This is a genomic window from Pseudomonas sp. ICMP 10191, assembly GCF_001467335.1.
In the GTDB taxonomy this organism is placed as follows: domain Bacteria; phylum Pseudomonadota; class Gammaproteobacteria; order Pseudomonadales; family Pseudomonadaceae; genus Aquipseudomonas; species Aquipseudomonas cerasi.
Window position 1 is genome coordinate 117,700 of the sequence record NZ_LKGW01000001.1, and the last position, 19,171, is coordinate 136,870.

The 19,171-nt window shown below is 59.8% G+C and carries 13 protein-coding genes and 1 pseudogene; 8 read left to right on the plus strand and 6 right to left on the minus strand.

The window, feature by feature from the left end:
- Window positions 1-124 precede the first annotated feature (124 nt).
- Both AO388_RS00415 and gloB read right to left on the minus strand, forming a co-directional pair.
- Complete coding sequence (locus tag AO388_RS00415; RefSeq protein WP_003368575.1) at window positions 125-1,729, minus strand: lytic transglycosylase domain-containing protein; 1,605 nt, start codon at window positions 1,727-1,729, stop codon at window positions 125-127.
- A gap of 99 nt (window positions 1,730-1,828) precedes the next feature.
- Window positions 1,829-2,608, minus strand: coding sequence for a hydroxyacylglutathione hydrolase (gene gloB / locus AO388_RS00420; protein WP_058415896.1), 780 nt, complete (start codon window positions 2,606-2,608; stop codon window positions 1,829-1,831).
- A gap of 81 nt (window positions 2,609-2,689) precedes the next feature.
- Here gloB and AO388_RS00425 point away from each other — a divergent pair, with 81 nt between their 5' ends.
- The 4 genes from AO388_RS00425 to AO388_RS00440 all read left to right on the plus strand — a co-directional run bounded on the left by AO388_RS00425 (window position 2,690) and on the right by AO388_RS00440 (window position 5,370).
- A complete protein-coding gene (locus AO388_RS00425) occupies window positions 2,690-3,451 on the plus strand; it encodes a methyltransferase domain-containing protein (protein WP_004414023.1) in 762 nt (253 codons plus the stop codon).
- Window positions 3,452-3,497: 46 nt separating this feature from the next.
- Complete coding sequence (gene rnhA, locus AO388_RS00430) at window positions 3,498-3,950, plus strand: ribonuclease HI (protein WP_003368579.1); 453 nt, start codon at window positions 3,498-3,500, stop codon at window positions 3,948-3,950.
- A gap of 65 nt (window positions 3,951-4,015) precedes the next feature.
- A complete protein-coding gene (gene dnaQ / locus AO388_RS00435; RefSeq protein WP_003368580.1) occupies window positions 4,016-4,795 on the plus strand; it encodes a DNA polymerase III subunit epsilon in 780 nt (259 codons plus the stop codon).
- 20 nt (window positions 4,796-4,815) lie between these two features.
- Entirely contained in the window at window positions 4,816-5,370 is a 555-nt protein-coding gene (locus tag AO388_RS00440) for a GNAT family N-acetyltransferase (RefSeq protein ID WP_003368581.1), read from the plus strand.
- A 45-nt stretch (window positions 5,371-5,415) separates the two neighbouring features.
- Here AO388_RS00440 and AO388_RS00445 read toward each other — a convergent pair whose 3' ends face one another.
- Window positions 5,416-5,631, minus strand: coding sequence for a hypothetical protein (locus tag AO388_RS00445; protein WP_004414020.1), 216 nt, complete (start codon window positions 5,629-5,631; stop codon window positions 5,416-5,418).
- A gap of 210 nt (window positions 5,632-5,841) precedes the next feature.
- Between AO388_RS00445 and AO388_RS00450 the strand changes: the two genes are divergently transcribed.
- Both AO388_RS00450 and AO388_RS00455 read left to right on the plus strand, forming a co-directional pair.
- Window positions 5,842-6,411, plus strand: coding sequence for an NADPH-dependent FMN reductase (locus tag AO388_RS00450; RefSeq protein WP_058415959.1), 570 nt, complete (start codon window positions 5,842-5,844; stop codon window positions 6,409-6,411).
- A 138-nt stretch (window positions 6,412-6,549) separates the two neighbouring features.
- Window positions 6,550-11,763: pseudogene (locus AO388_RS00455) on the plus strand (dermonecrotic toxin domain-containing protein).
- A 44-nt stretch (window positions 11,764-11,807) separates the two neighbouring features.
- On the opposite strand, the gene AO388_RS00460 reads toward AO388_RS00455, so the two are convergent.
- Together AO388_RS00460 and AO388_RS00465 are read right to left on the minus strand one after the other, a co-directional pair.
- On the minus strand, window positions 11,808-12,959 hold the full coding sequence (locus AO388_RS00460) for an acyl-CoA dehydrogenase family protein (protein WP_044308625.1): 1,152 nt from the start codon (window positions 12,957-12,959) through the stop codon (window positions 11,808-11,810).
- Window positions 12,960-12,962: 3 nt separating this feature from the next.
- Window positions 12,963-14,060 (minus strand): enoyl-CoA hydratase/isomerase family protein, encoded by a 1,098-nt coding sequence (locus AO388_RS00465; RefSeq protein WP_058415897.1) that lies wholly within the window; start codon window positions 14,058-14,060, stop codon window positions 12,963-12,965.
- Between the two features lie 276 nt (window positions 14,061-14,336).
- Here AO388_RS00465 and AO388_RS00470 point away from each other — a divergent pair, with 276 nt between their 5' ends.
- Entirely contained in the window at window positions 14,337-16,016 is a 1,680-nt protein-coding gene (locus tag AO388_RS00470) for an MFS transporter (protein ID WP_058415898.1), read from the plus strand.
- Complete coding sequence (locus AO388_RS00475) at window positions 16,013-17,170, plus strand: HlyD family secretion protein (RefSeq protein WP_058415899.1); 1,158 nt, start codon at window positions 16,013-16,015, stop codon at window positions 17,168-17,170. The genes AO388_RS00470 and AO388_RS00475 overlap by 4 nt, the downstream gene beginning before the upstream one ends.
- A gap of 274 nt (window positions 17,171-17,444) precedes the next feature.
- Here the strand turns inward: AO388_RS00475 and AO388_RS00480 are convergent, their stop codons facing one another.
- Window positions 17,445-19,061, minus strand: a complete 1,617-nt coding sequence (locus tag AO388_RS00480; protein ID WP_024662568.1) for an inorganic phosphate transporter — start codon at window positions 19,059-19,061, stop codon at window positions 17,445-17,447.
- Window positions 19,062-19,171 lie beyond the last annotated feature (110 nt).

The window sequence follows — 19,171 nt, forward strand, 5'->3', positions numbered from 1 at the left end:
CTGGGCTTTCGGGTCGCTAACAGTAACAGCTTGTTCCAGCTGGAAAAAGACTGCAGGTGATGGCGCTGCCGGGCTGCATCGGACACCCGCCCCAAGGTTATCGAAGGGCAAGTGGCCGTGCGCATCAGTGTGGCAGGTAAACGGTCAGGGTCTGGCCGGGTTTGAGAGCCTGCCCGCTACGTGGATTCCAGCGCTTGAGATGTTGCATCTCGACGTTGAAGCGCTTGGCGACCAGGTACATCGAGTCGCCTTTCTGGATCTTGTACTGCATGGATTTCTTTTCGCTGTCCTTGCCACCGGTGCTGGCGACCGACTTGCTGGCGGCTTTGCCGGCAGGTTTGCTGGTGTCCTGCATGACCAGCGTCTGGCCGACCTTGAGCTTCTTGCCGGTCAGCTTGTTCCAGCGTTGCAGGTCTTCGACATCCACCTTGTTGGCTTGCGCGATGGTGGTCAGGTTGTCACCGCTGCGCACCTTGTAGCTTCGGGTACGTGACGGCTTGTCGTTGCTGGCCAGCGCTTCGAACACGGGTTGTGAATTCTGCATGCCCGGCTTGACCGGTATGCTCAGTGATTGACCGACCTTCAGGCGGTTGCCGGACAGCTTGTTATTGCCCTTGAGCGAGCTGACCGTGACCTGATAACGACTGGCCAGGCTTTCTAGGGTATCGCCCTTGCGCACCCGATAAGGCTGCCAGGCGACCAGTTCTTCCTGTTTCATGGTCAGCAGGCTGGCCGTCAGCAGTTGCGCCTTGGAAGTGGGCACCAGCAGGTGCTGGGGGCCATCGACGGTCAGGCGCTTCTTGTAGGCGGGGTTGAGCTGGATAAGCTCGTCTTCGTCGATATCGGCGGCGCTGGCCACTTTGGACAGGTCGACACGCTTGTTGAGCTCGACGACTTCGAAGTAGGGCTGGTTGGCGATCGGGTTCAGATTGACGCCGTAAGCTTCCGGCGACAACACCACCTGGGACAGGGCCAGCAGCTTGGGCACGTAATCGCGGGTTTCCTGCGGCAGCGGCAGGTTCCAGTAATCGGTCGGCAGGTTGAGTTTGTCATTGCGCTCGATGGCGCGGCTCACCGTGCCTTCGCCGGCGTTGTAGGCTGCCAGGGCCAGCAGCCAGTCGCCGTTGAACATGTCATGCAGGCGGGTCAGGTAATCCAGTGCCGCAACGGTCGAGGCCTGGATGTCGCGACGTCCGTCATAAAAGCTGGTCTGGCGCAGGTTGAAGTAACGCCCGGTCGACGGGATGAACTGCCAGAGGCCGACCGCCTGGCTGCGCGAAACGGCCATCGGGTTGTAGGCGCTTTCGATGACCGGAAGCAGCGCCAGTTCCAGCGGCATGTTGCGTTCTTCAAGGCGCTCGACGATGTAGTGCATGTACAGGCTGCCGCGCTCGCCAGCGTTTTCCAGAAAGGAAGGGTTGTTGGCGAACCACAGGCGCTGTTGATCGATGCGGGGGTTCTGATCATTGCCTTGTTGCAGTTGAAAGCCCTGACGCATGCGCTCCCAGACATCCTGTGGAGGTGCGAGAGGGGTGGCAGGCTTATGCGACAGGAAAATCGGTTTTTGCTTGATGCCGGCGGCCAGGTTAGGCGCGCGATGGCTATTGACCGGGTCGACGCTGGCGGTGCTCTGGCAACCGGCCAGAAGGGCACTCGCGGTGACGGCCATGGCCTGAGCCAACCGAGTCAATGCGTCCGAATGTGAAGGCTTGCTGGTAGATGACGACATTGTTCGGGGGGTACATCCAGACGAAAATGTCGGGCGATTCTAGGAAGCAGCCTGCCGTCGGTCAACCTTTCAGAATTTTATTGCGGTTTTAAGGTCGGGTCAGAACTTATCTTTCCAGGCCCTCAAGCTGGCAAAGACCGCACTCTGCGAGGTGTTTTGCCCGCCGTTCCGTTCGTCCGCTTTTTCTTTAACGGATGTTTCCCCGGTACGCAGGAACGGATTGGTACGTTTTTCCAGGGCCAGATTCGACGGAAGACTGATGCGATTTTCGCTGCGCCAGCGCGTCACTTCGGCCAGGCGTTCGGCGATATCGACATTGTCGGGCTCGACGGCCTGCGCAAAGCGCAGATTGCTCAGCGTGTATTCGTGAGCGCAGTAGATCAGTGTGCTGTCCGGCAGATCGGCCAGGCGGCTGAGAGAAACGTGCATCTGTTGCGGCGTACCCTCGAACAACCGTCCGCAGCCAGCAGCAAACAGCGTGTCGCCGCTGAACAGCAGGGGGGTCGTGGCGTCCTCGTGATAGAACGCGATATGCCCCAGCGTATGACCAGGGACCGCATGCACTACAAATTCAAGGCCCAGCACGGTCAGTCGGTCATTGTCGACCAGCGCGACATCGCGTGCCGGTATGGGTTCGGCTGCAGGGCCCAGCACGCGCGCCGCGGTCGACTGCTTGAGTTCCGCAACGCCGCCCACATGATCATTGTGGTGGTGGGTGATCAGGATATCGGTCAGCCGGTAGTCGGGATTCTGCGCCAGCCAGCCCAGCACCGGCTTCGCGTCGCCCGGATCGACGACAGCGCACTGCTGGCTCGAAAGGTCTTGTAACAACCATATGTAGTTGTCATTGAAAGCAGGAAGGGCGTGGATCTGTATCATGGCGCAGTTCGCATAGCGGCAGACAATGGTGCATCTTAGAGTCTGTTGCCGCTGTATGCGAGCACCTCTGGAGGAGAACTCATGACCGATGAAGCGTTCGCTCAGGCTGATCCTGAGTGGCTTGCATTGATCCGCGCTGCCCGTGAATGGCTTTCCGGGCCGCTCGGGCAGCTTCTGCTCGAAGAGGAACGGCGCATTCTCGACGAAGAGCTGGGGCGGTACTTCGGCGGCTATCTGGTGCATTACGGCCCGTCGGCGGAAAGCCCGCCAGTGGCTCCCCAGGTGCAGCGCAATGTACGCCTTGGTGCGCCGTTGCCGGGTGTCGAGATCGTCTGTGAGGAACAGGCGTGGCCATTGAGTGAGCACGCGGCCGATGTCGTGGTGTTGCAGCACGGCCTGGATTTCTGCCTGTCGCCCCACGGCCTGCTGCGCGAAGCGGCCAGCAGCGTGCGGCCGGGCGGGCACTTGCTGATTATCGGCATCAACCCCTGGAGCACCTGGGGCATACGTCACGTATTCGCGCGGGATGCGTTGCGCAAGGCGCGCTGCATTTCATCCTCGCGGGTCGCTGACTGGCTGAATCTGCTGGGCTTCGCGCTGGAGAAACGGCGCTTCGGATGCTATCGTCCGCCCCTTGCTTCAGCAGCATGGCAGTCGCGTCTTGCAGGGCTCGAACGCCTTGGCGAGGGGCGTCAGAGCCCCGGTGGCGGCTTCTATGTACTGGTGGCGCGCAAACTGGTGGTCGGCCTCAGGCCCTTGCGTCAGGTGCGCCGCGACCCCATCGGCAAGCTGATCCCAATGCCGATGGCCAAGGTCAGCCGCAACACTCAGGACCAGGCTTGAATAACGCCTTGCTGCACATGAAGCCCATCATTCTGGAAAGGTCGTAATGAGCGATAGCGTTGAACTCTTCACCGACGGTGCCTGCAAGGGTAATCCTGGCCCGGGCGGTTGGGGGGCCCTGCTGGTGTGCAAGGGCGTCGAAAAAGAGTTGTGGGGTGGCGAAGCCAATACCACCAACAACCGGATGGAATTGACCGGTGCGATTCGCGGGCTTGAAGAACTCAAGCGCCCTTGCGAAGTGACGCTGGTGACCGACTCTCAGTACGTGATGAAAGGCATTACCGAGTGGATGGTCAACTGGAAGAAGCGCGGCTGGAAAACCGCTGCCAAGGAGCCGGTCAAAAACGCCGATCTGTGGCAGCTTCTGGATGAACAGGTCAGTCGCCACACGGTGAAATGGCAATGGGTGCGCGGGCACATCGGCCACCCTGGCAACGAGCGTGCCGACCAGCTCGCCAACCGTGGCGTCGACGAAGTGCGCGGCATCCGGCACGGCTAGACGCGCACGGGCTTGCAACGGCCGCTGCGTGCTAGAATCGCGGCCTGTACATGAGGCAACAGTCAATGGCATTGCAAAACCTGGATAACAGATCCATCGTCCTCGATACCGAAACCACCGGTATGCCGGTGACGGATGGTCACCGCATCATCGAGATCGGTTGTGTCGAGTTGATCGGTCGCCGCCTGACCGGTCGGCATTTTCACGTTTACCTGCAACCTGATCGCGAAAGTGACGAAGGCGCGATCGGTGTTCACGGTATCACCAATGAATTTCTGGTCGGCAAGCCGCGGTTTGCCGAAGTCGCCGATGAATTCTTCGAGTTCATCAAAGGCGCGCAGCTGATCATTCACAACGCAGCGTTCGACGTTGGCTTCATCAACAACGAATTTGCCTTGATGGGTTCGCAGGACAGGGCTGATATCACCCAGCACTGTTCGATTCTCGACACCCTGATGATGGCGCGAGAGCGTCACCCGGGTCAGCGCAACAGTCTAGATGCACTCTGCAAGCGCTACGGCGTCGATAACTCGGGCCGTGAGCTGCACGGCGCATTGCTCGACTCCGAGATTCTGGCCGACGTCTATCTGGCGATGACCGGCGGTCAGACCAGCCTGTCGCTGGCTGGCAATGCCTCCGATGGCAACGGTTCGGGCGAAGGCTCTGGCAATCGTGGCAGCGAAATTCGCCGCCTGCCTGCCGATCGCAAGCCATGCCGCATCATTCGCGCCTCTGAAAGTGAGCTGGCCGAGCACGAAGTGCGTATGAGCACCATCGCCAAGGCTTGCGGTGCTCCTCCGCTCTGGGTACAGATGCTGGAAGCCGGAGCGCAGGCATCTTCCTGACAGCAAGCGGCAAAGGTGAAATGAGCGTGGCACATCCTGCTTTGAGCATTCGGGTTGCAGACGAATGCTTCGAGGACTACATCCTCAACAGCGAATTCACGTTTACAGTGCTTGGCTATGCGCAGCCGCGTATCGGCGAGCCCGTGGATTCATGGCCGGTCGAGCTGGTCGAGCCGTACAGCAAGAATTATGGCATCGACTCTCAGGAATTTGCCGATCATCGTGAAGCCGCCACCAGTTCGGTGATGGTTGCCTGGCTGGATGACCACGCCGTCGGCCATATCGTGATGAGCACTCACTGGAGTGGATTCGCGTATATCGATGAGCTGGCAGTGGACGAGTCGGCGCGCCGTCATGGCGTCGCACGCTCGTTGCTCGACGCGGCGCAATTCTGGACTCGTAAGCGCAATCTGCCTGGCATCGTTCTGGAAACGCAGAACAATAACCTGGGGGCCTGCAGGCTGTACGAGAGTTGCGGGTACGTGGTAGGCGGGGTGGATCACATGCGCTATCGGGGCATCGATCCGAACACTCGTGAAACGGCGATTTTCTGGTATCTGATCTTTTCGGATTAACAGCTTCCCGCTGGCCATGCAGCCAAGGCGGGAATGCTGCCGTTATTACGTGGGTGTACGGGTAATTTTTATGCCCGATTGCACCAGCTCGAAGTCCTCACCACCCAAATGCTTGACCCGGTCGCCGATTGCCAGCCTGTAGGTGATCACCGGCTGACCGCCCTGCGCCTCATCCGGCTGCGATTCCTGGAACTCATGAACCGGATAAACGCGACCTTCGGCGTCCCTGGCATGAAATTGTCCGACGAGAACTGAAGCCATTTGCTCTGTAACCTCTGAAACTGAATATAACTGCTGGTTTACGAATCCATCGAGGCTAGTAGACCACTGATCTATAGGTGAGTTTGCCTTTGAGGGAAAAAATAATCCCTGCCGTTCAAGCGCGTAGGGAATTGACTGGCGCAAAGGTCGTCTAAACCCGGCTTCTGTTCTATACCTAACCTTCCCTTGAATCAGATGACGGATATTTTCATGAGCCAGGTTCATACCATTGCCGTATTGGTCGGCAGTCTGCGAAAAGAGTCCATCAACCGCAAGATCGCTCTTGCTCTGGCAGAACTGGCACCTGCCAGCCTGAAACTGAATATTGTCGAGATCGGTGATCTGCCGTTGTACAACGAAGACATCGATGGCGACTCACCGCCGCCTGCATACACCACCTTTCGCGAGCAACTGGGCGCTGCCGACGGCGTGCTGTTTGTTACCCCGGAATACAACCGCTCGGTGCCCGGTGCCCTGAAAAACGCCATCGACGTGGGCTCGCGTCCTTACGGCAAAAGTGCCTTCAGCGGCAAGCCGGGCGCCGTGATCAGTGCCTCGCCGGGTGCTGTCGGTGGCTTTGGTGCCAACCATCACCTGCGTCAGTCGCTGGTGTTTCTGGACGTGCTGTGCCTTCAGCAGCCCGAAGCCTACCTGGGCAGCGCCGGGAGCTTTTTCGACGAGTCCGGCGCGTTGTCCGATAAAACCAGGCCCTTCCTGCAGAAGTTCATCGATGCCTTCGCCGCCTGGGTCGAGAAGAACGGCAGGGCTGCTGCCCACTGATTTTTTGACGAAGCGCGTCTGCCGATCGATTGCTTTATGTAACGCAGGCGCGTCGGTCCATCCCCATAAGCTGTTTCCTTTTTCTCTGCCACGCGCCTGGGCGCTGTGCGCAGAGGCGCCCTCCAAAGGAAACAGTACATGTCAGCAGCTCCCTATTTTTTCAGCGACTCTCTGCGCGCGCGCTTCACACAAGACATTCGGGACGCTATCGAACAGTCTCGAATCAGCCATGACGACGGCGCGTGGTTGCAGCTATTGGCTGCCGAAAGTAACGAGCCCACCAGCGATGCGGCTCCCCGAGTCGACCGGCTGCTGATAAGCGACGCGCAGCCCGTTAATGCGGAATTGGCCGCAGCCCTGTTCATCAGTGATGCCGCCAACCCCTCGGCGCGGGTCTTTCTCAGTACCCTGGCCTTCGGCATCGAGCAATTCGAGAGTCGCAGCGCGCTGTTCAACGCCTTGCAGCAGCGATTCGACGATATCACTGCCTTGTCGATCGTCGAGCGCGAACGCATCGAAGGCTCGCTGTTTGACGCCCGCACGCAGGCCGTGCTGCGCCAGCAGGCCGGGCATCTGCAGCGACTGGCGGCCAGGTTGGAGGCGCTGCCTGATTTTCGACAGGCGACAGGCAAGGCCTTTCAGGATGTGCTGGTAGAAAGGGGCATCGACGTCGTTGCCCAGACCGTCCAGCTTGTGCACACGGCGCCCGGTGCTGCTCCGGCAGCGTCAGCAGTCGTCGGAACTCAATACCTTGCCGATGCCGCCATGCAGGCGTTTTCCTACGAATCCCTGCCGCAAGGCCAGACACGTCGCTATCTGGATACCAAGGGGGCGGCGTTGCCCGAGGCACAGGCGATCGTTTTCGATCAGGCGCTGGCAGACTCGGCTGCTTCAGTCGGCACCGCGTATGAGCAGTTGCTGTCTGACTACTGGACGTCTCAGGGGCAGGATGGGCGCACGCGTCGCGACCTCACCGCTGATGCGCTTGCAGAGTGTTTTCGCCAGCATCTGTTATCGGGTCGGGCGCACCGCAACATGACGGAGGCTGAATATCGCTGGCTGCTGACCCTGCTGCCTTCGCAGCCTGGCGGGCCCGCTGCGCCGGTGCCGAGGGTACGCAGGTTATCTGTTGTCGTGGCCGGCCAGGACCCCGTCAAGCTGGTCGGCGTATTCCTCATCGATTTCCCCGGAGAGGCGTCACCGGCGGTATTTCTCTATTCGTCATTGCCGGGCTTCCTGCGCTTCGGCGATCAGGCTCAGGCCATCGAGCATGTGCTGAGGGGCCCTTCACGCGCCGGATTGTTGTTTTACTCATCGTTGAATGATCATTCCGTCATCAGCCTGGAAGGTCAGCTTGAGCTGCGTCACGACACGCTCACCGAGGACTTTTTCAGCGAATTCATTGATGCCCTGATCGCCTTGCAAGAGCGCGACCTGCGCTACGTACTTGACCTGCCGGCCCTTCATTCCGAAAAAAATCCGGCTCGGATTGACGATGCACTGGACATCCGCAAGCTGCTCGATGGTCGGCTCTTGAACACGCACGACGCAGGGCGCTGGCGTCAGGACCGGCTGAGCTTTGACAGCGTCTGGGGGGCGGCTGCCCAGAGCAGTGTCAGTGAACGGCCGAACTTGATTTCAGACCCGTCCTACAACTGGATGGGCAAGTTGAAAAAGCTCGACGCCTTGCTCGGCAGCGTCGATGCCATGCATCCCGGTGCAGATGGCTGCATGCATCGCGCGCTCAACCTCTATCTGGCTTTGATCGGCGGTCCGCCCCTTGATGCCCGCAAGCTTTGGGTGCAGGCGGATGTCGCTGAGGCGACGCCGGTGCCAGTGTTGACGCTGGCGCTTGAACGGGTCTGCGGTTACACAAGCATCCCCCTGGCTGACAGCATCGTTCTCGCCGGGCAGATCACTCCGGTGGCGGATCAACCGGTGCAGCGTCTGTCGCTGGCATTGCTTGAGCAGATATTGATCTGCGTGCAGGCAGATTTTGCCCATCGCTTCGAGGGTCAGATCAGCGAGTTCTACTCACGTACGATTCGCCAACGCGATACCAGCATGCATCCCGACGTGATATCCGCCCTGGTCCGGGAGTACTCGCTGCGTCTTGAGTTGCTGGTCGAACGGCGCACGGCCACGCTGCCTGTCGCTTTCCTCGACAACGTACAGCAGGTCCTCGACAGGCCGTTGCCGGCACTTCGGCAGACGTTGGGCGAGGCGCGCGTCGATGTTTTTAGGGTAACGGTTCAGTACGACCCGCAGGTGCCCGTGGTCAAGGTAACCAATGCGTTTGTGGTCACTGGCAGGCTTCCCGACAGTAAGCCCGTCCTGTGGATCCTGGATCAGGGACTCGTCGGTTTTGAAACCCTGCAGGCGCTGGAAGAGTATGTCGCCGGGCGACTGACAAGCATGGAGCTGAGCTCGCAGGTGTCAGGCGTTATCGCTGAACCTGACCGACGCATGTTACTCGGCCAGCGTGCCCGTCGAGGGACGCTTGAACTCAAGGTCGTCCTGCAACCCATTGAAGAGCATTTCATCGAGGCATTGCAGCGCGACGAGGTCGAGCGCCAGCAGCGTACGGTGGCCGATCTTTATCGGCAGTCCATAGCCTGGCAAGTGCCGTCGGAACTGTTCGCCAACCTGCTGAGTGCCGCAGAGCGGGATGACCGAAATCGCCAGGCCCTCAATTCTCTGGGGGTTGCCATTCAGCTCATCATTTACAAAGCGCTCGTACCTTCATGGGTCAGCGAGGCGTCGAAGCGTGATCAGGTCATTCTGGTCGAGACCCTGCGACGGTTTTATGTGACCTGTGTCGGCGAGAAGGACTTTCTGTTCGATATTCCAAGCCTCTACGATTACTCCCTCAAGCAACTCAAGCGCAGGTTCGACAAGGACTTCGCGAAGCCTCGGCCTGATCCTGAAAACGTGCGTGTTTCGCTGACGCACTACGTCCCCGCCCCGGTGGCGCCGGGCGAGTTGCCCCAGTCGATACCTGCGGCTACCCAGGTCGTAAGCGAAAACCTGGTGGAGTTTGCAATCAATCGCTTTCTGTCCAGGCAGGACGGGGTCATTCTGCTCTCCTCAAAGGATGGCACGCCGCTGGACGTGGCCCTGACACCTGTGTATCTGCGTGAGCTGGTGAGGTCGCTGGACATCGCCTCGGGTTACCGCACGATGCTGAACTCGGTGCTGGCCGAGACGAGGCCGGATTATCTCGAGCGCCGCAAACTGTTCGTCGAGCAGGTTCCTTCGCTGGATATTTTGCGAGCCTTTGCTTCCAAGCTGAAAAACGAGCTGTCCGAGCAGGCGTATCGGATTATCGAAAACGTACTGAGCATGCCTGATGCGGTCGCGCGCCTGCCGGTCAACGGCTGCCAGATGATCCTCAGTCCCTTGAAACTGCTGCCGGCCAAGGAGGGCTGGGAGCCGACCGTCGTGCTCAATACGTACCTGATGGGGCCAAGGTAAAATCAGCCGGGACCGTGGGTGCTTTATGCGCCCCTGCACGACGAGTTCGTATTCAAGGAGTATCCCGACCAGGCTGCGCTGGTGCTTGATATTCACACTTCAGCCTATTTCCAAGCGTACATTCTGGACCGGATCGACCCCGATTTGCGCAAGATTTACGACAAGGGTGGCTTTGTGGAGCCGCACCTGCCTTTCAGCACCGAGTCCTCTTTCGATCTGCCGTTCGAGCGTGCTGCCCCTGTCACCGTGCAAATCGATCCCTATGAGGGCAATTGCCTGTTGCTGATGTTCAAGGGCGCTGTGGATATTCTGAAGTTGCAGGTCAAGCAGTACAGCGTCACCAATGCCGAACACCGCCGCGCGGCGACGCAGTATCTGTTCACGCTGGGCGCAGAGCAATTCATGGCGCTCATGCCCGGACGCCTGGGGGCACTGATCGGCATCATTCAGGGGGAGACATTGTTGAACCTGTCGCTCATCTCGGCAACGGATCAGCAATGGGGCCAGGCGATCTCGGAGTTCATGACGGCGCTGAGCGTGATGATTTCTTCCGGGCAGAACCCTGCGGAAGCCGCATCACTGACGTCTCATGAGACCAGCGCCTTGCTGGATGACCCAACGTCGCCCGACCCGCTTGTGCAATTGATCGATGCCGCTGATACGTTCGAGTTCTCTTGGGGCAACAGCTCTCTGACGCAACAGATACGGGAGCGTTTGCGCGAGTTCGAAGTTCACGACATAGCCTTGTACACGCTGCAACGCGATGAACTGTTAAGCGTCTACCGCGATCCTGTTACCGGCAGAGCGTATGCAGCCATAGGTGGGAAAACCTATGAGGTGCAGTCAGATGAGGACGGTTGGTTCATTGTGTCGGGCGACAGGATCGGTCCCTCGGTGAGTCTGGATGCGGATCAGCAATGGAAGCTGGACATCCAGGGCGGGCTGCGCGGTGGAGGAGGGGCGCTTACCCGTATGGAGGGCAGTCTTGTCGACGATCTGGTTGATGAAATCATGGTTGTCAGCGCTCGAGGCATGCCCGAAATTCGTCATCGCCACCGGGATATGGCTTTGACCATCGAAGATGCCTGCCTGCAGGCGCAGCGCTATCTGGAAAACGCTCTGGACAACCTGACCAGACGCTTGCCGGACAACAAGCTGGATCCGCGTGCGGCGAAAATACTGAGCGATTTTTTTGCGCAGAAAGTGCCTGACGATCGACTCTACGAAGTGACTAAAAAAGCTGTCACCGGTCTGTATCAGGAGTTGATAGACCCTTCGCTGTCGCCCATCGACTCGCCGCGTTATGTGGTCGGAGTCAATCGAATGGGCAACGAATCGGCCAGCGCGTTCATCTTCGAAGCAGACCCGGCGCGGAGGATTTTTCTGACGGAGCAGTTTTTTCGACTGCCGACCTATCGATTGAAGCTCAGCGCGCAACGTGCCGGGGAGTTCAAGTTTCCTCAGCATTACCGGGCCGCGATCCTGATTCATGAGTTATCACATATGGTGCTGAAAGCGGATGACATTGCTTACGTGGACTCACAGGCCCCATTCATCGATTTGCTTGAAGATGCACCGACCTATCGACTGCGGATCAGAAACGAACTGATTTATCAGCAGCAAAAGACGCTGTCCTTTCATACAGACCGCGACAAGTTGTTCAAGCAGCTGGACGAAGATTCGTGGCGCGACCTGAGGCGAATGGATGGTAATGGAAAACAGACGATTCTGCGCATCGCTGGCAAGAGCACGCTCGAAGAGGCGCGTGATGTGTTTTATGAAGACGTCCACAAGCGGGTCGACATCATGCTCAAAAATGCCGACTCGGTAGCCTTGCTGGTGACGTTGCTGGGGCGAGAGCGATTTGTGAAGCCCTGATGCTCTGCCCCGGCGTACCGCATTGAGCGGCCACTGCGCCTGAATCAGACCAGATAATGACGCAGTTCCCGGGCGATCAGCAGGCGCTGGATCTCACTGGAGCCTTCGTAAATCTGGGTGATGCGCGCGTCCCGGTAGAAACGCTCGACAGGGTAGTCCTCCAGGTAGCCATAGCCGCCATGAATCTGGATTGCCTTGGAGCACACCCATTCGGCCATTTCAGAAGCGAACAGCTTGGCCTGAGAGGCTTCCGACAGACACGCTTGCCCGGCGCTGCGCAGCCGCGCAGCGTGCAGGGTCAGCAGGCGGGCGGCGTTGATCCGGGTGTGCATATCGGCCAGCAGATTGGCAATACTTTGATGTTCGATGATCGGTTTGTCGAACTGCACCCGTTCACGCGCATACGCCAGCGCTGCTTCGAAGGCGGCGCGGGCGATTCCCAGTGCCTGTGCGGCGATGCCGATGCGGCCGCCTTCCAGGTTGGAGAGGGCGATAGACAGCCCCTTGCCACGCTCACCCAGCAGGTTGGCGGACGGGATTCGGCAGTTGTTCAAGGTGACCGCGCAGGTGTCCGATGCCCGGATGCCCATCTTGTGCTCGCTGCGATCCACCACGAAACCAGGGTTCTCGGTCGGTACCAGAAAGGCTGACAGGCCCTTTTTGCCGAGCGCCGGGTCGGTCACTGCAAACACGATAGCCAGTTGTGCCCGTTTGCCATTGCTGACGAACTGCTTGGCGCCGTTGATCACCCACTGATCACCCTGCAACTCGGCACGAGTGCGCAGGTTGTGGGCTTCAGAGCCTGCATGCGGTTCGGTAAGGCAGAAACAGCCGATGGCCCGGCCTGTGGCCAGTTTTTCCAGCCAGGCATGTTTCTGCTCATCGGTCCCGTAGTTGAGGACCGGCCCGCAGCCCACGGAACTGTGAACACTCATCAGCGTGCCGGTGGCGGCGTCGGCGGCGGAAATTTCCTCAACCGCCAGTGCATAGGCAACGTAGTCGATGTAAGTGCCACCCCATTGCTCTGGCACCACCATGCCCAGCAGGCCCAACTCACCGAGCTTGGCCACCAGCGCGTCATCGATCCAGCCGGCCTTTTCCCAGGCTTGGGCATGTGGGGCAATTTCGTTGCGGGCAAAGTCGCGCGCCATGTCGCGAATCATTACCTGTTCTTCGGTCAATTCAAGATCGTGCACGGCTCAATTCTCCAGACCGCTGAAGAAACTCTGCACCTGCGCGGCACTGACGTCCTGCGCGCTGGCGTGTTTCCATCGCGGCTTCTTGTCTTTATCGATGATCAGCGCGCGTATGCCTTCAATCAGGTCACCGCGTTCGAACCATTGGCGGTCCAGATGCAACTCCATGGCGAAGCAGGCCTGCAGCGGCAGATGACGACCACGGCGCAGCATTTCCAGAGTCACGGCCATGCCCAGCGGCGAATGAGCGTTCATTCGACTGACGGTATCCAGCGCCCACTCTCTGGTATCGCCGATGACCACTTGCTGAAGCTGTTCGAGCATGCTGGGGACATCCGGCAATCCGAAAAAGTGGTCGATGGCGTGGCGCAGGGCTTCCAGCGGCGGAGAGGGCAGGCGCTGGGTGGCCAGCTTGGCCAGCGCACCCTGCAGGTCCTTGAGTGGGGTCGACTTCCATTTCAGATGGTCGAGCATATGGTCGAGGCGCGGCAGGAGTTCGCTGTTCATCGACCAGTTGGCAAGGCCGCAGTACAGCGCATCGGCGGCACCGATCTGCGACCCCGTCACGCCCAGCCAGGTCCCCACTTCGCCGGGCAGCCGCGACAGAAAATAACTGCCGCCGACGTCAGGGAAATAACCAATGGCGACTTCGGGCATGCCGAGGCGGCTGCGTTCGGTGACCACGCGCAGGTCGGCTCCCTGAACCAGGCCCATGCCGCCGCCCAGCACCAGACCGTCCATCAGGGCCAGTACCGGCTTGCGGTAACGGTGAATGGCCAGGTCCAGCTCGTACTCTTCGGCAAAAAATGTGTGATGCAGATCGTGGCCGTTCTGGTGGCTCTCATACAGTGAACGGATGTCGCCACCGGCGCAGAATGCCTTGCCGCCCGCACCACGCAGGACCACGGCATGAACCGAGGGGTCGTCGGCCCAGCGGTCAAGTTGCTGGCGAAGTGTGCGGACCATGTCCAGATCGATTGCGTTCAGGCCTTCCGGGCGATTGAGGGTCAAGTGACCAATGTGGTTACGCACGTCGACAACGATCGAATCCCGGCTGGCGGATGGTCGAACCGAGCGGGCCGATGAAACCTGTGAACTCATTCTGAACTCCTTGTTCGGTTGCGCTTTTTTCTTATTCGAGCGTTCGAGCGTCGCAGAAGATCCTAGCAGCGCAAATGTGCAAAGCAAAACTGCGTTTAAGCATAGTCTGAAGTTTCAGATATCCACTGTCTGGCGCATTCGCAACTGCTGGAGCGATGCTGTATTGCACTGACCAACGCGAATCATTGCCTGGCGGATGAGTATTATGACTGTCATTAATGTCACAAAAGGGAATTCCTCAGGTGTACCCCATGAAAGTCCCCGTTTCTGTCGTTTATGAGCGATAAGTATGCCCCACGCGAGTGGGCCGCCCACGAGCGTCCGACCATGCCTGGCTCGCCGTCGACGCCGCTGCATTCGACTGCGCGGCGTTCGGCGTTTGCTGTCGTAGGGGTGATCGTCGCGCTGACCGGTGGGCTCGGCAACGCACTGGTGGTCGCCAACCTGCCGTATCTGCAGGGCGCGCTGGGAGCGACGTCGCAGGACATCGCCTGGCTGCCGGCGGCCTACATCATGACGAACGTATCGATGAATCTGCTGCTGGTGAAGTTCCGTCAGCAATTCGGTCTGCGTGCGTTCACCGAGCTGTTTCTGGTGCTGTACGCGCTGGTGACGCTGGCGCATCTGTTCGTCAACGACATCGATTCGGCCATCGCTGTACGTGCGGCACACGGCATGGTTGGCGCTGCACTCAGCACCCTGGGGCTGTATTACATGATCCAGGCTTTCCCGCAGAAGTGGCGGCTCAAGGCGCTGGTACTCGGGCTTGGCACCGCCCAGCTGGCAACGCCGCTGGCGCGGCTGGTGTCGGAAGACTTGCTGCAAATTGCCCAGTGGCGTGGCCTTTATCTGTTCGAGCTGGGCATGGCGCTGCTCTCGCTGGGCTGCGTGCTGATGCTCAAACTGCCGCCTGGCGATCGCTTCAAGGCGTTCGAGAAGCTCGATTTCCTCACCTTCGGCCTGCTGGCCACCGGTTTTGCGCTGCTCTGTGCGGTGCTGTCGCTGGGGCGTATCGAATGGTGGCTGGAAGCGCAGTGGATTGGTATCGCCTCAGCGGCATCGATTGCGCTGATCTGCGCTGGACTGGCCATCGAGCATAACCGCAGCAATCCGTTGCTGATCACTCGCTGGCTGGGCAGTGGAGCGATCCTGCGCCTGGGCTTGGCCGTCATCCTGTTTCGCGTGGTGCTGTCCGAACAGTCGGTCGGCGCTGTCGGGTTTCTTCAGGCGCTGAACATGGGCAGTCAGCAGTTACACACGCTGTACCTGGTGATGCTGCTCGGCAGCGTTTCCGGGCTGGCGGTCAGTGCGCTGACCATCAATCCGGCACATCTGATCAAACCCTTGCTGATCTCCTTGGCGATGATGGCAATCGGTGCCTGGATGGACAGTCACTCCACCAACCTGACCCGCCAATCGAACATGTACCTCAGCCAGTTTCTGCTGGCCTTTGGCGGCACATTTTTTCTTGGGCCTACCCTGGTGCTGGGGATCAGCGGCGTGTTGGCGAACCCGCGTAACATGGTCAGTTTTTCAGTGTTGTTCGGGATTACTCAGAACATCGGCGGGCTGATCGGGTCTGCTGCATTGGGCACCTTTCAAGTGGTGCGCGAGAAGTTTCATTCCAGCCACATCGTTGAACACCTGACCCTCATCGATCCGCTGGTACAGGCGCGACTGCAGAGTTACAGCGCCAGCTACAGCTCGGTGATCGCCGACCCGTCGTTGCGCAACAGTCAGGGCATCCGCACGATGGCCACGGCAGCGACCCGGGAAGCCAATGTGCTGGCTTACAATGATGTGTTCATGCTGATCGCGCTGATTGCCGTGCTGACCATGATCTGGATTTCAGCCCGGGTCCTGTGGCTGAAAATGACCACTCAACCTCTGCCGCTGGCACCCATTGCACCTGCTGCTCCGCCCACCGTATCCAATTCCGGCGTTAAATCTTCATGACCGAATCCAAAACCCCAGATACCGAAGCCCCGCGCAACTCGCCGCCACCGGCTCCGTTGACGTCCCCGGTGACCAGCAAGCCGCGCTCGACCCGCAAGCGTGTCGTGTCTTCGGTGATTTTCGGCGCCGTTGCCCTGGCCGGGGTGCTGGTGGTGCTGTACGCCTGGCAACTTCCGCCGTTTGCCAGCCTGATCGAGAGCACCGAGAATGCGCAGGTCAAGGGCCAGACCACGCTGATCGGGCCGCAGCTGAGCGGGTATGTCTACGAAGTACCGGTGCAGGACTTCCAGTTCGTCAAGGCCGGTGATCTGTTGGTGCGTCTGGATGACCGTATCTATCGTCAGCGCCTGGATCAGGCCATTGCACAACTGGCTGTGCAGAAGGCCTCGCTGGCCAACAATCTGCAACAGCGGCGTAGTGCCGAAGCCACCATCGGCCAGCGCCAGGCCGAACTGCAGAACAGCATCGCCCAGAGCCGCAAGAGCGCTGCCGATCTGCGGCGCAATCAGGCGCTGGTGACCGACGGTTCGGTTTCGAAAAGCGAGCTGGATGTCACGCGTGCCGCCGACGCGCAGGCGAACGCCGCCGTTGCCGAAGCCAAGGCAGTCTTGCAGATCGCCCGTGAGGACCTGCAAACAGTCATCGTCAACCGTGGCTCACTGGAAGCCTCGGTCGCCAATGCGCAAGCGGCTATCGAGCTGGCGCGCATCGACCTGGACAACACGCGTATCGTTGCCCCGCGTGACGGGCAGTTGGGGCAGATCGGCGTGCGTCTTGGTGCCTATGTCAATTCGGGTGCGCAGTTGATGGCACTGGTGCCCGAGCAGCGCTGGATCGTGGCGAACATGAAAGAAACCCAGATGGCCAATGTGCGCCTGGGGCAGCCGGTGAGCTTTACCGTCGATGCGCTCGACGGCCACCAGATGCACGGCCACGTACAACGAATTTCGCCCGCTGCGGGTTCGGAATTCAGCCTGCTGCCTGCCGACAACGCCACCGGCAACTTCGTGAAGATTTCCCAGCGTATCCCGGTACGCATCGTGGTCGATGCCGATCAGCCCATGCTTGAGCACCTGCGGCCTGGGATGTCGGTGGTCGTGAGCATCGACACCAGCGCGGACGGCGATGTGCCGTCTGATCCGGCGGTGCGCTGAACCTCTGGATGATCGCTGATGCTGGACGCGGGCAGGATTCGATCCGATGCAAGTTGACTATCGTGCCGACGCTCCGCGTCGGCATGCAGTCATGACGCTCTGCGCCATCCACCCCTGATGCGAAACAACGTCACGCCTTACTCGCAGCCGCTGCCAACGCAGTGCTTTTCAACCGCGATGGCACAGACGACGCAGAGTGCGACGTAAGTGACGGCTGAGTCCCGGCGCTGATCCGGGGGTTGCCTGGCAGGACGCCAGGCAAACGCAACAAGCATCAGAACAGCTTGCTGAACACCCAATACAAAGAACCTGACAAGAGGATTGCCGCCGGCAGGGTCAGAACCCAGGCCGTGGCCAGATTGCGCAGGGTACGCATTTGCAGCCCCGAGCCATTGGCGACCATCGAACCGGCCACGCCGGACGACAGCACATGGGTCGTCGACACCGGCAGCCCGTACATGTCCGCCGCCCCGATCGTGAACATCGCCACGACCTCTGCCGACGCGCCCTGAGCGTAAGTCATGTGCGTCTTGCCGATGCGCTCGCCCACAGTCACCACGATACGCTTCCAGCCAACCATCGTGCCCAGCCCCAGGGCGATGGCCACGACAATCTTGACCCAGGTCGGAATGAACCGCGTGGCACTGTCGATCTGACCCTTGAACGCTTCAAGCTTGGTCCTGGTATCCGCGTCGAAATCGCCGACCTTGTTTTTCTCCATCAGGCGGATGGTTTCCGAGGTCAGGTACATGTCGTTACGCACGTTGGTCACCGCTTCGGCAGGCACCTTCGAGAGCGAGCCGTAGCTGGCGACCTGATTGCCGATCTTGCCGGTCATGACCGCCAGCGCAGGGATCAGGTCGGGGCCGGCCTGTTTGCTGACCAGATAATCGGACAGGGTCTTGCGCGAATCGGTCGGGGCGGGCAGGGGAACGCTGCGCATCAATGCCTGCTGGGTGACCTCTGCAATCGCACCGAACTGAGTGGCCTGATCGGCGGGCATGGTGCGGTTCAGCGCATAAGCCATCGGCAGGGTGCCAACCAGAATCAACATGATCAGGCCCATGCCTTTCTGCCCGTCGTTGGAGCCATGCGCGAACGAAACGCCCGTGCAGGTCACAATCAGCATGGCGCGAATCCACAACGGTGGCGGCGCATTGCCTTCCGGAGCCTTGTACAGCGCGCGGTTCTTGATGAACATGCGCATGGCCAGCAACAGCAACGCGGCACAGCCGAAACCCACCAGTGGCGAGAGCAGCAGTGAGTAACCGATCTTGGTGGCCTGCGACCAGTCCACACCGCTGGTGCCGTCGCGGCCGTGCATCAGGGCGTTGGCGATACCGACCCCGATGATCGAACCGATCAGCGTGTGTGACGAGGACGCCGGCAGACCCAGCCACCAGGTGCCGAGGTTCCAGATGATCGCCGCGATCAACAGCGCGAAGATCATCGCGAAGCCTGCCGATGAGCCGGTCTGCAGAATCAGTTCCACCGGCAGCAGGGCAATGATGCCGAATGCCACCGCGCCGCTGGAAAGCATCACGCCGAGAAAATTGAAAAAGCCCGACCAGACCACGGCAAAGCCCGGCGGGAGGGAGTGGGTGTAGATCACGGTGGCGACGGCGTTGGCCGTGTCATGAAAGCCGTTGACGAATTCGAATCCCAGCGCGATCAACAACGCTACACCCAACAGCACGAACGGGGTCCAGGTGGTGACCACCGTGCCCATGTCGTCAACGTCCTGTTTGAGGCTGTAGCCGGTGAACAGCAAGCCTGCGATAAGTATCGTGAAGAAAAGTATCATGGTCATTCGGCTGGGCTTGCGACCGAATTGACTCGCTGACAGGCTCGCCTTGCCGAGAGCGTCTGGAGACAGTGCGTTTGTAGCCATGTTCGCAATCCTGGATTGAAAGAATATTGACATGGTCATTGCAAAATGTGACAGAGATGCGACATGCCACCAATCAGTGCGCTTTTGCGCCAGATTTCTGACAACCGGCA

Excerpts from the sequence above, each read along its gene's own strand:
- AO388_RS00465 (WP_058415897.1), bottom strand. The coding sequence starts at position 14,060 with ATGAGTTCACAGGTTTCATCGGCCCGCTCGGTTCGACCATCCGCCAGC.
- AO388_RS00475 (WP_058415899.1), top strand. The coding sequence starts at position 16,013 with ATGACCGAATCCAAAACCCCAGATACCGAAGCCCCGCGCAACTCGCCG.
- AO388_RS00425 (WP_004414023.1), top strand. The coding sequence starts at position 2,690 with ATGACCGATGAAGCGTTCGCTCAGGCTGATCCTGAGTGGCTTGCATTG.
- rnhA (WP_003368579.1), top strand. The coding sequence starts at position 3,498 with ATGAGCGATAGCGTTGAACTCTTCACCGACGGTGCCTGCAAGGGTAAT.
- AO388_RS00480 (WP_024662568.1), bottom strand. The coding sequence starts at position 19,061 with ATGGCTACAAACGCACTGTCTCCAGACGCTCTCGGCAAGGCGAGCCTG.
- AO388_RS00450 (WP_058415959.1), top strand. The coding sequence starts at position 5,842 with ATGAGCCAGGTTCATACCATTGCCGTATTGGTCGGCAGTCTGCGAAAA.
- dnaQ (WP_003368580.1), top strand. The coding sequence starts at position 4,016 with ATGGCATTGCAAAACCTGGATAACAGATCCATCGTCCTCGATACCGAA.
- AO388_RS00440 (WP_003368581.1), top strand. The coding sequence starts at position 4,816 with ATGAGCGTGGCACATCCTGCTTTGAGCATTCGGGTTGCAGACGAATGC.
- AO388_RS00470 (WP_058415898.1), top strand. The coding sequence starts at position 14,337 with ATGAGCGATAAGTATGCCCCACGCGAGTGGGCCGCCCACGAGCGTCCG.
- AO388_RS00415 (WP_003368575.1), bottom strand. The coding sequence starts at position 1,729 with ATGTCGTCATCTACCAGCAAGCCTTCACATTCGGACGCATTGACTCGG.
- gloB (WP_058415896.1), bottom strand. The coding sequence starts at position 2,608 with ATGATACAGATCCACGCCCTTCCTGCTTTCAATGACAACTACATATGG.
- AO388_RS00445 (WP_004414020.1), bottom strand. The coding sequence starts at position 5,631 with ATGGCTTCAGTTCTCGTCGGACAATTTCATGCCAGGGACGCCGAAGGT.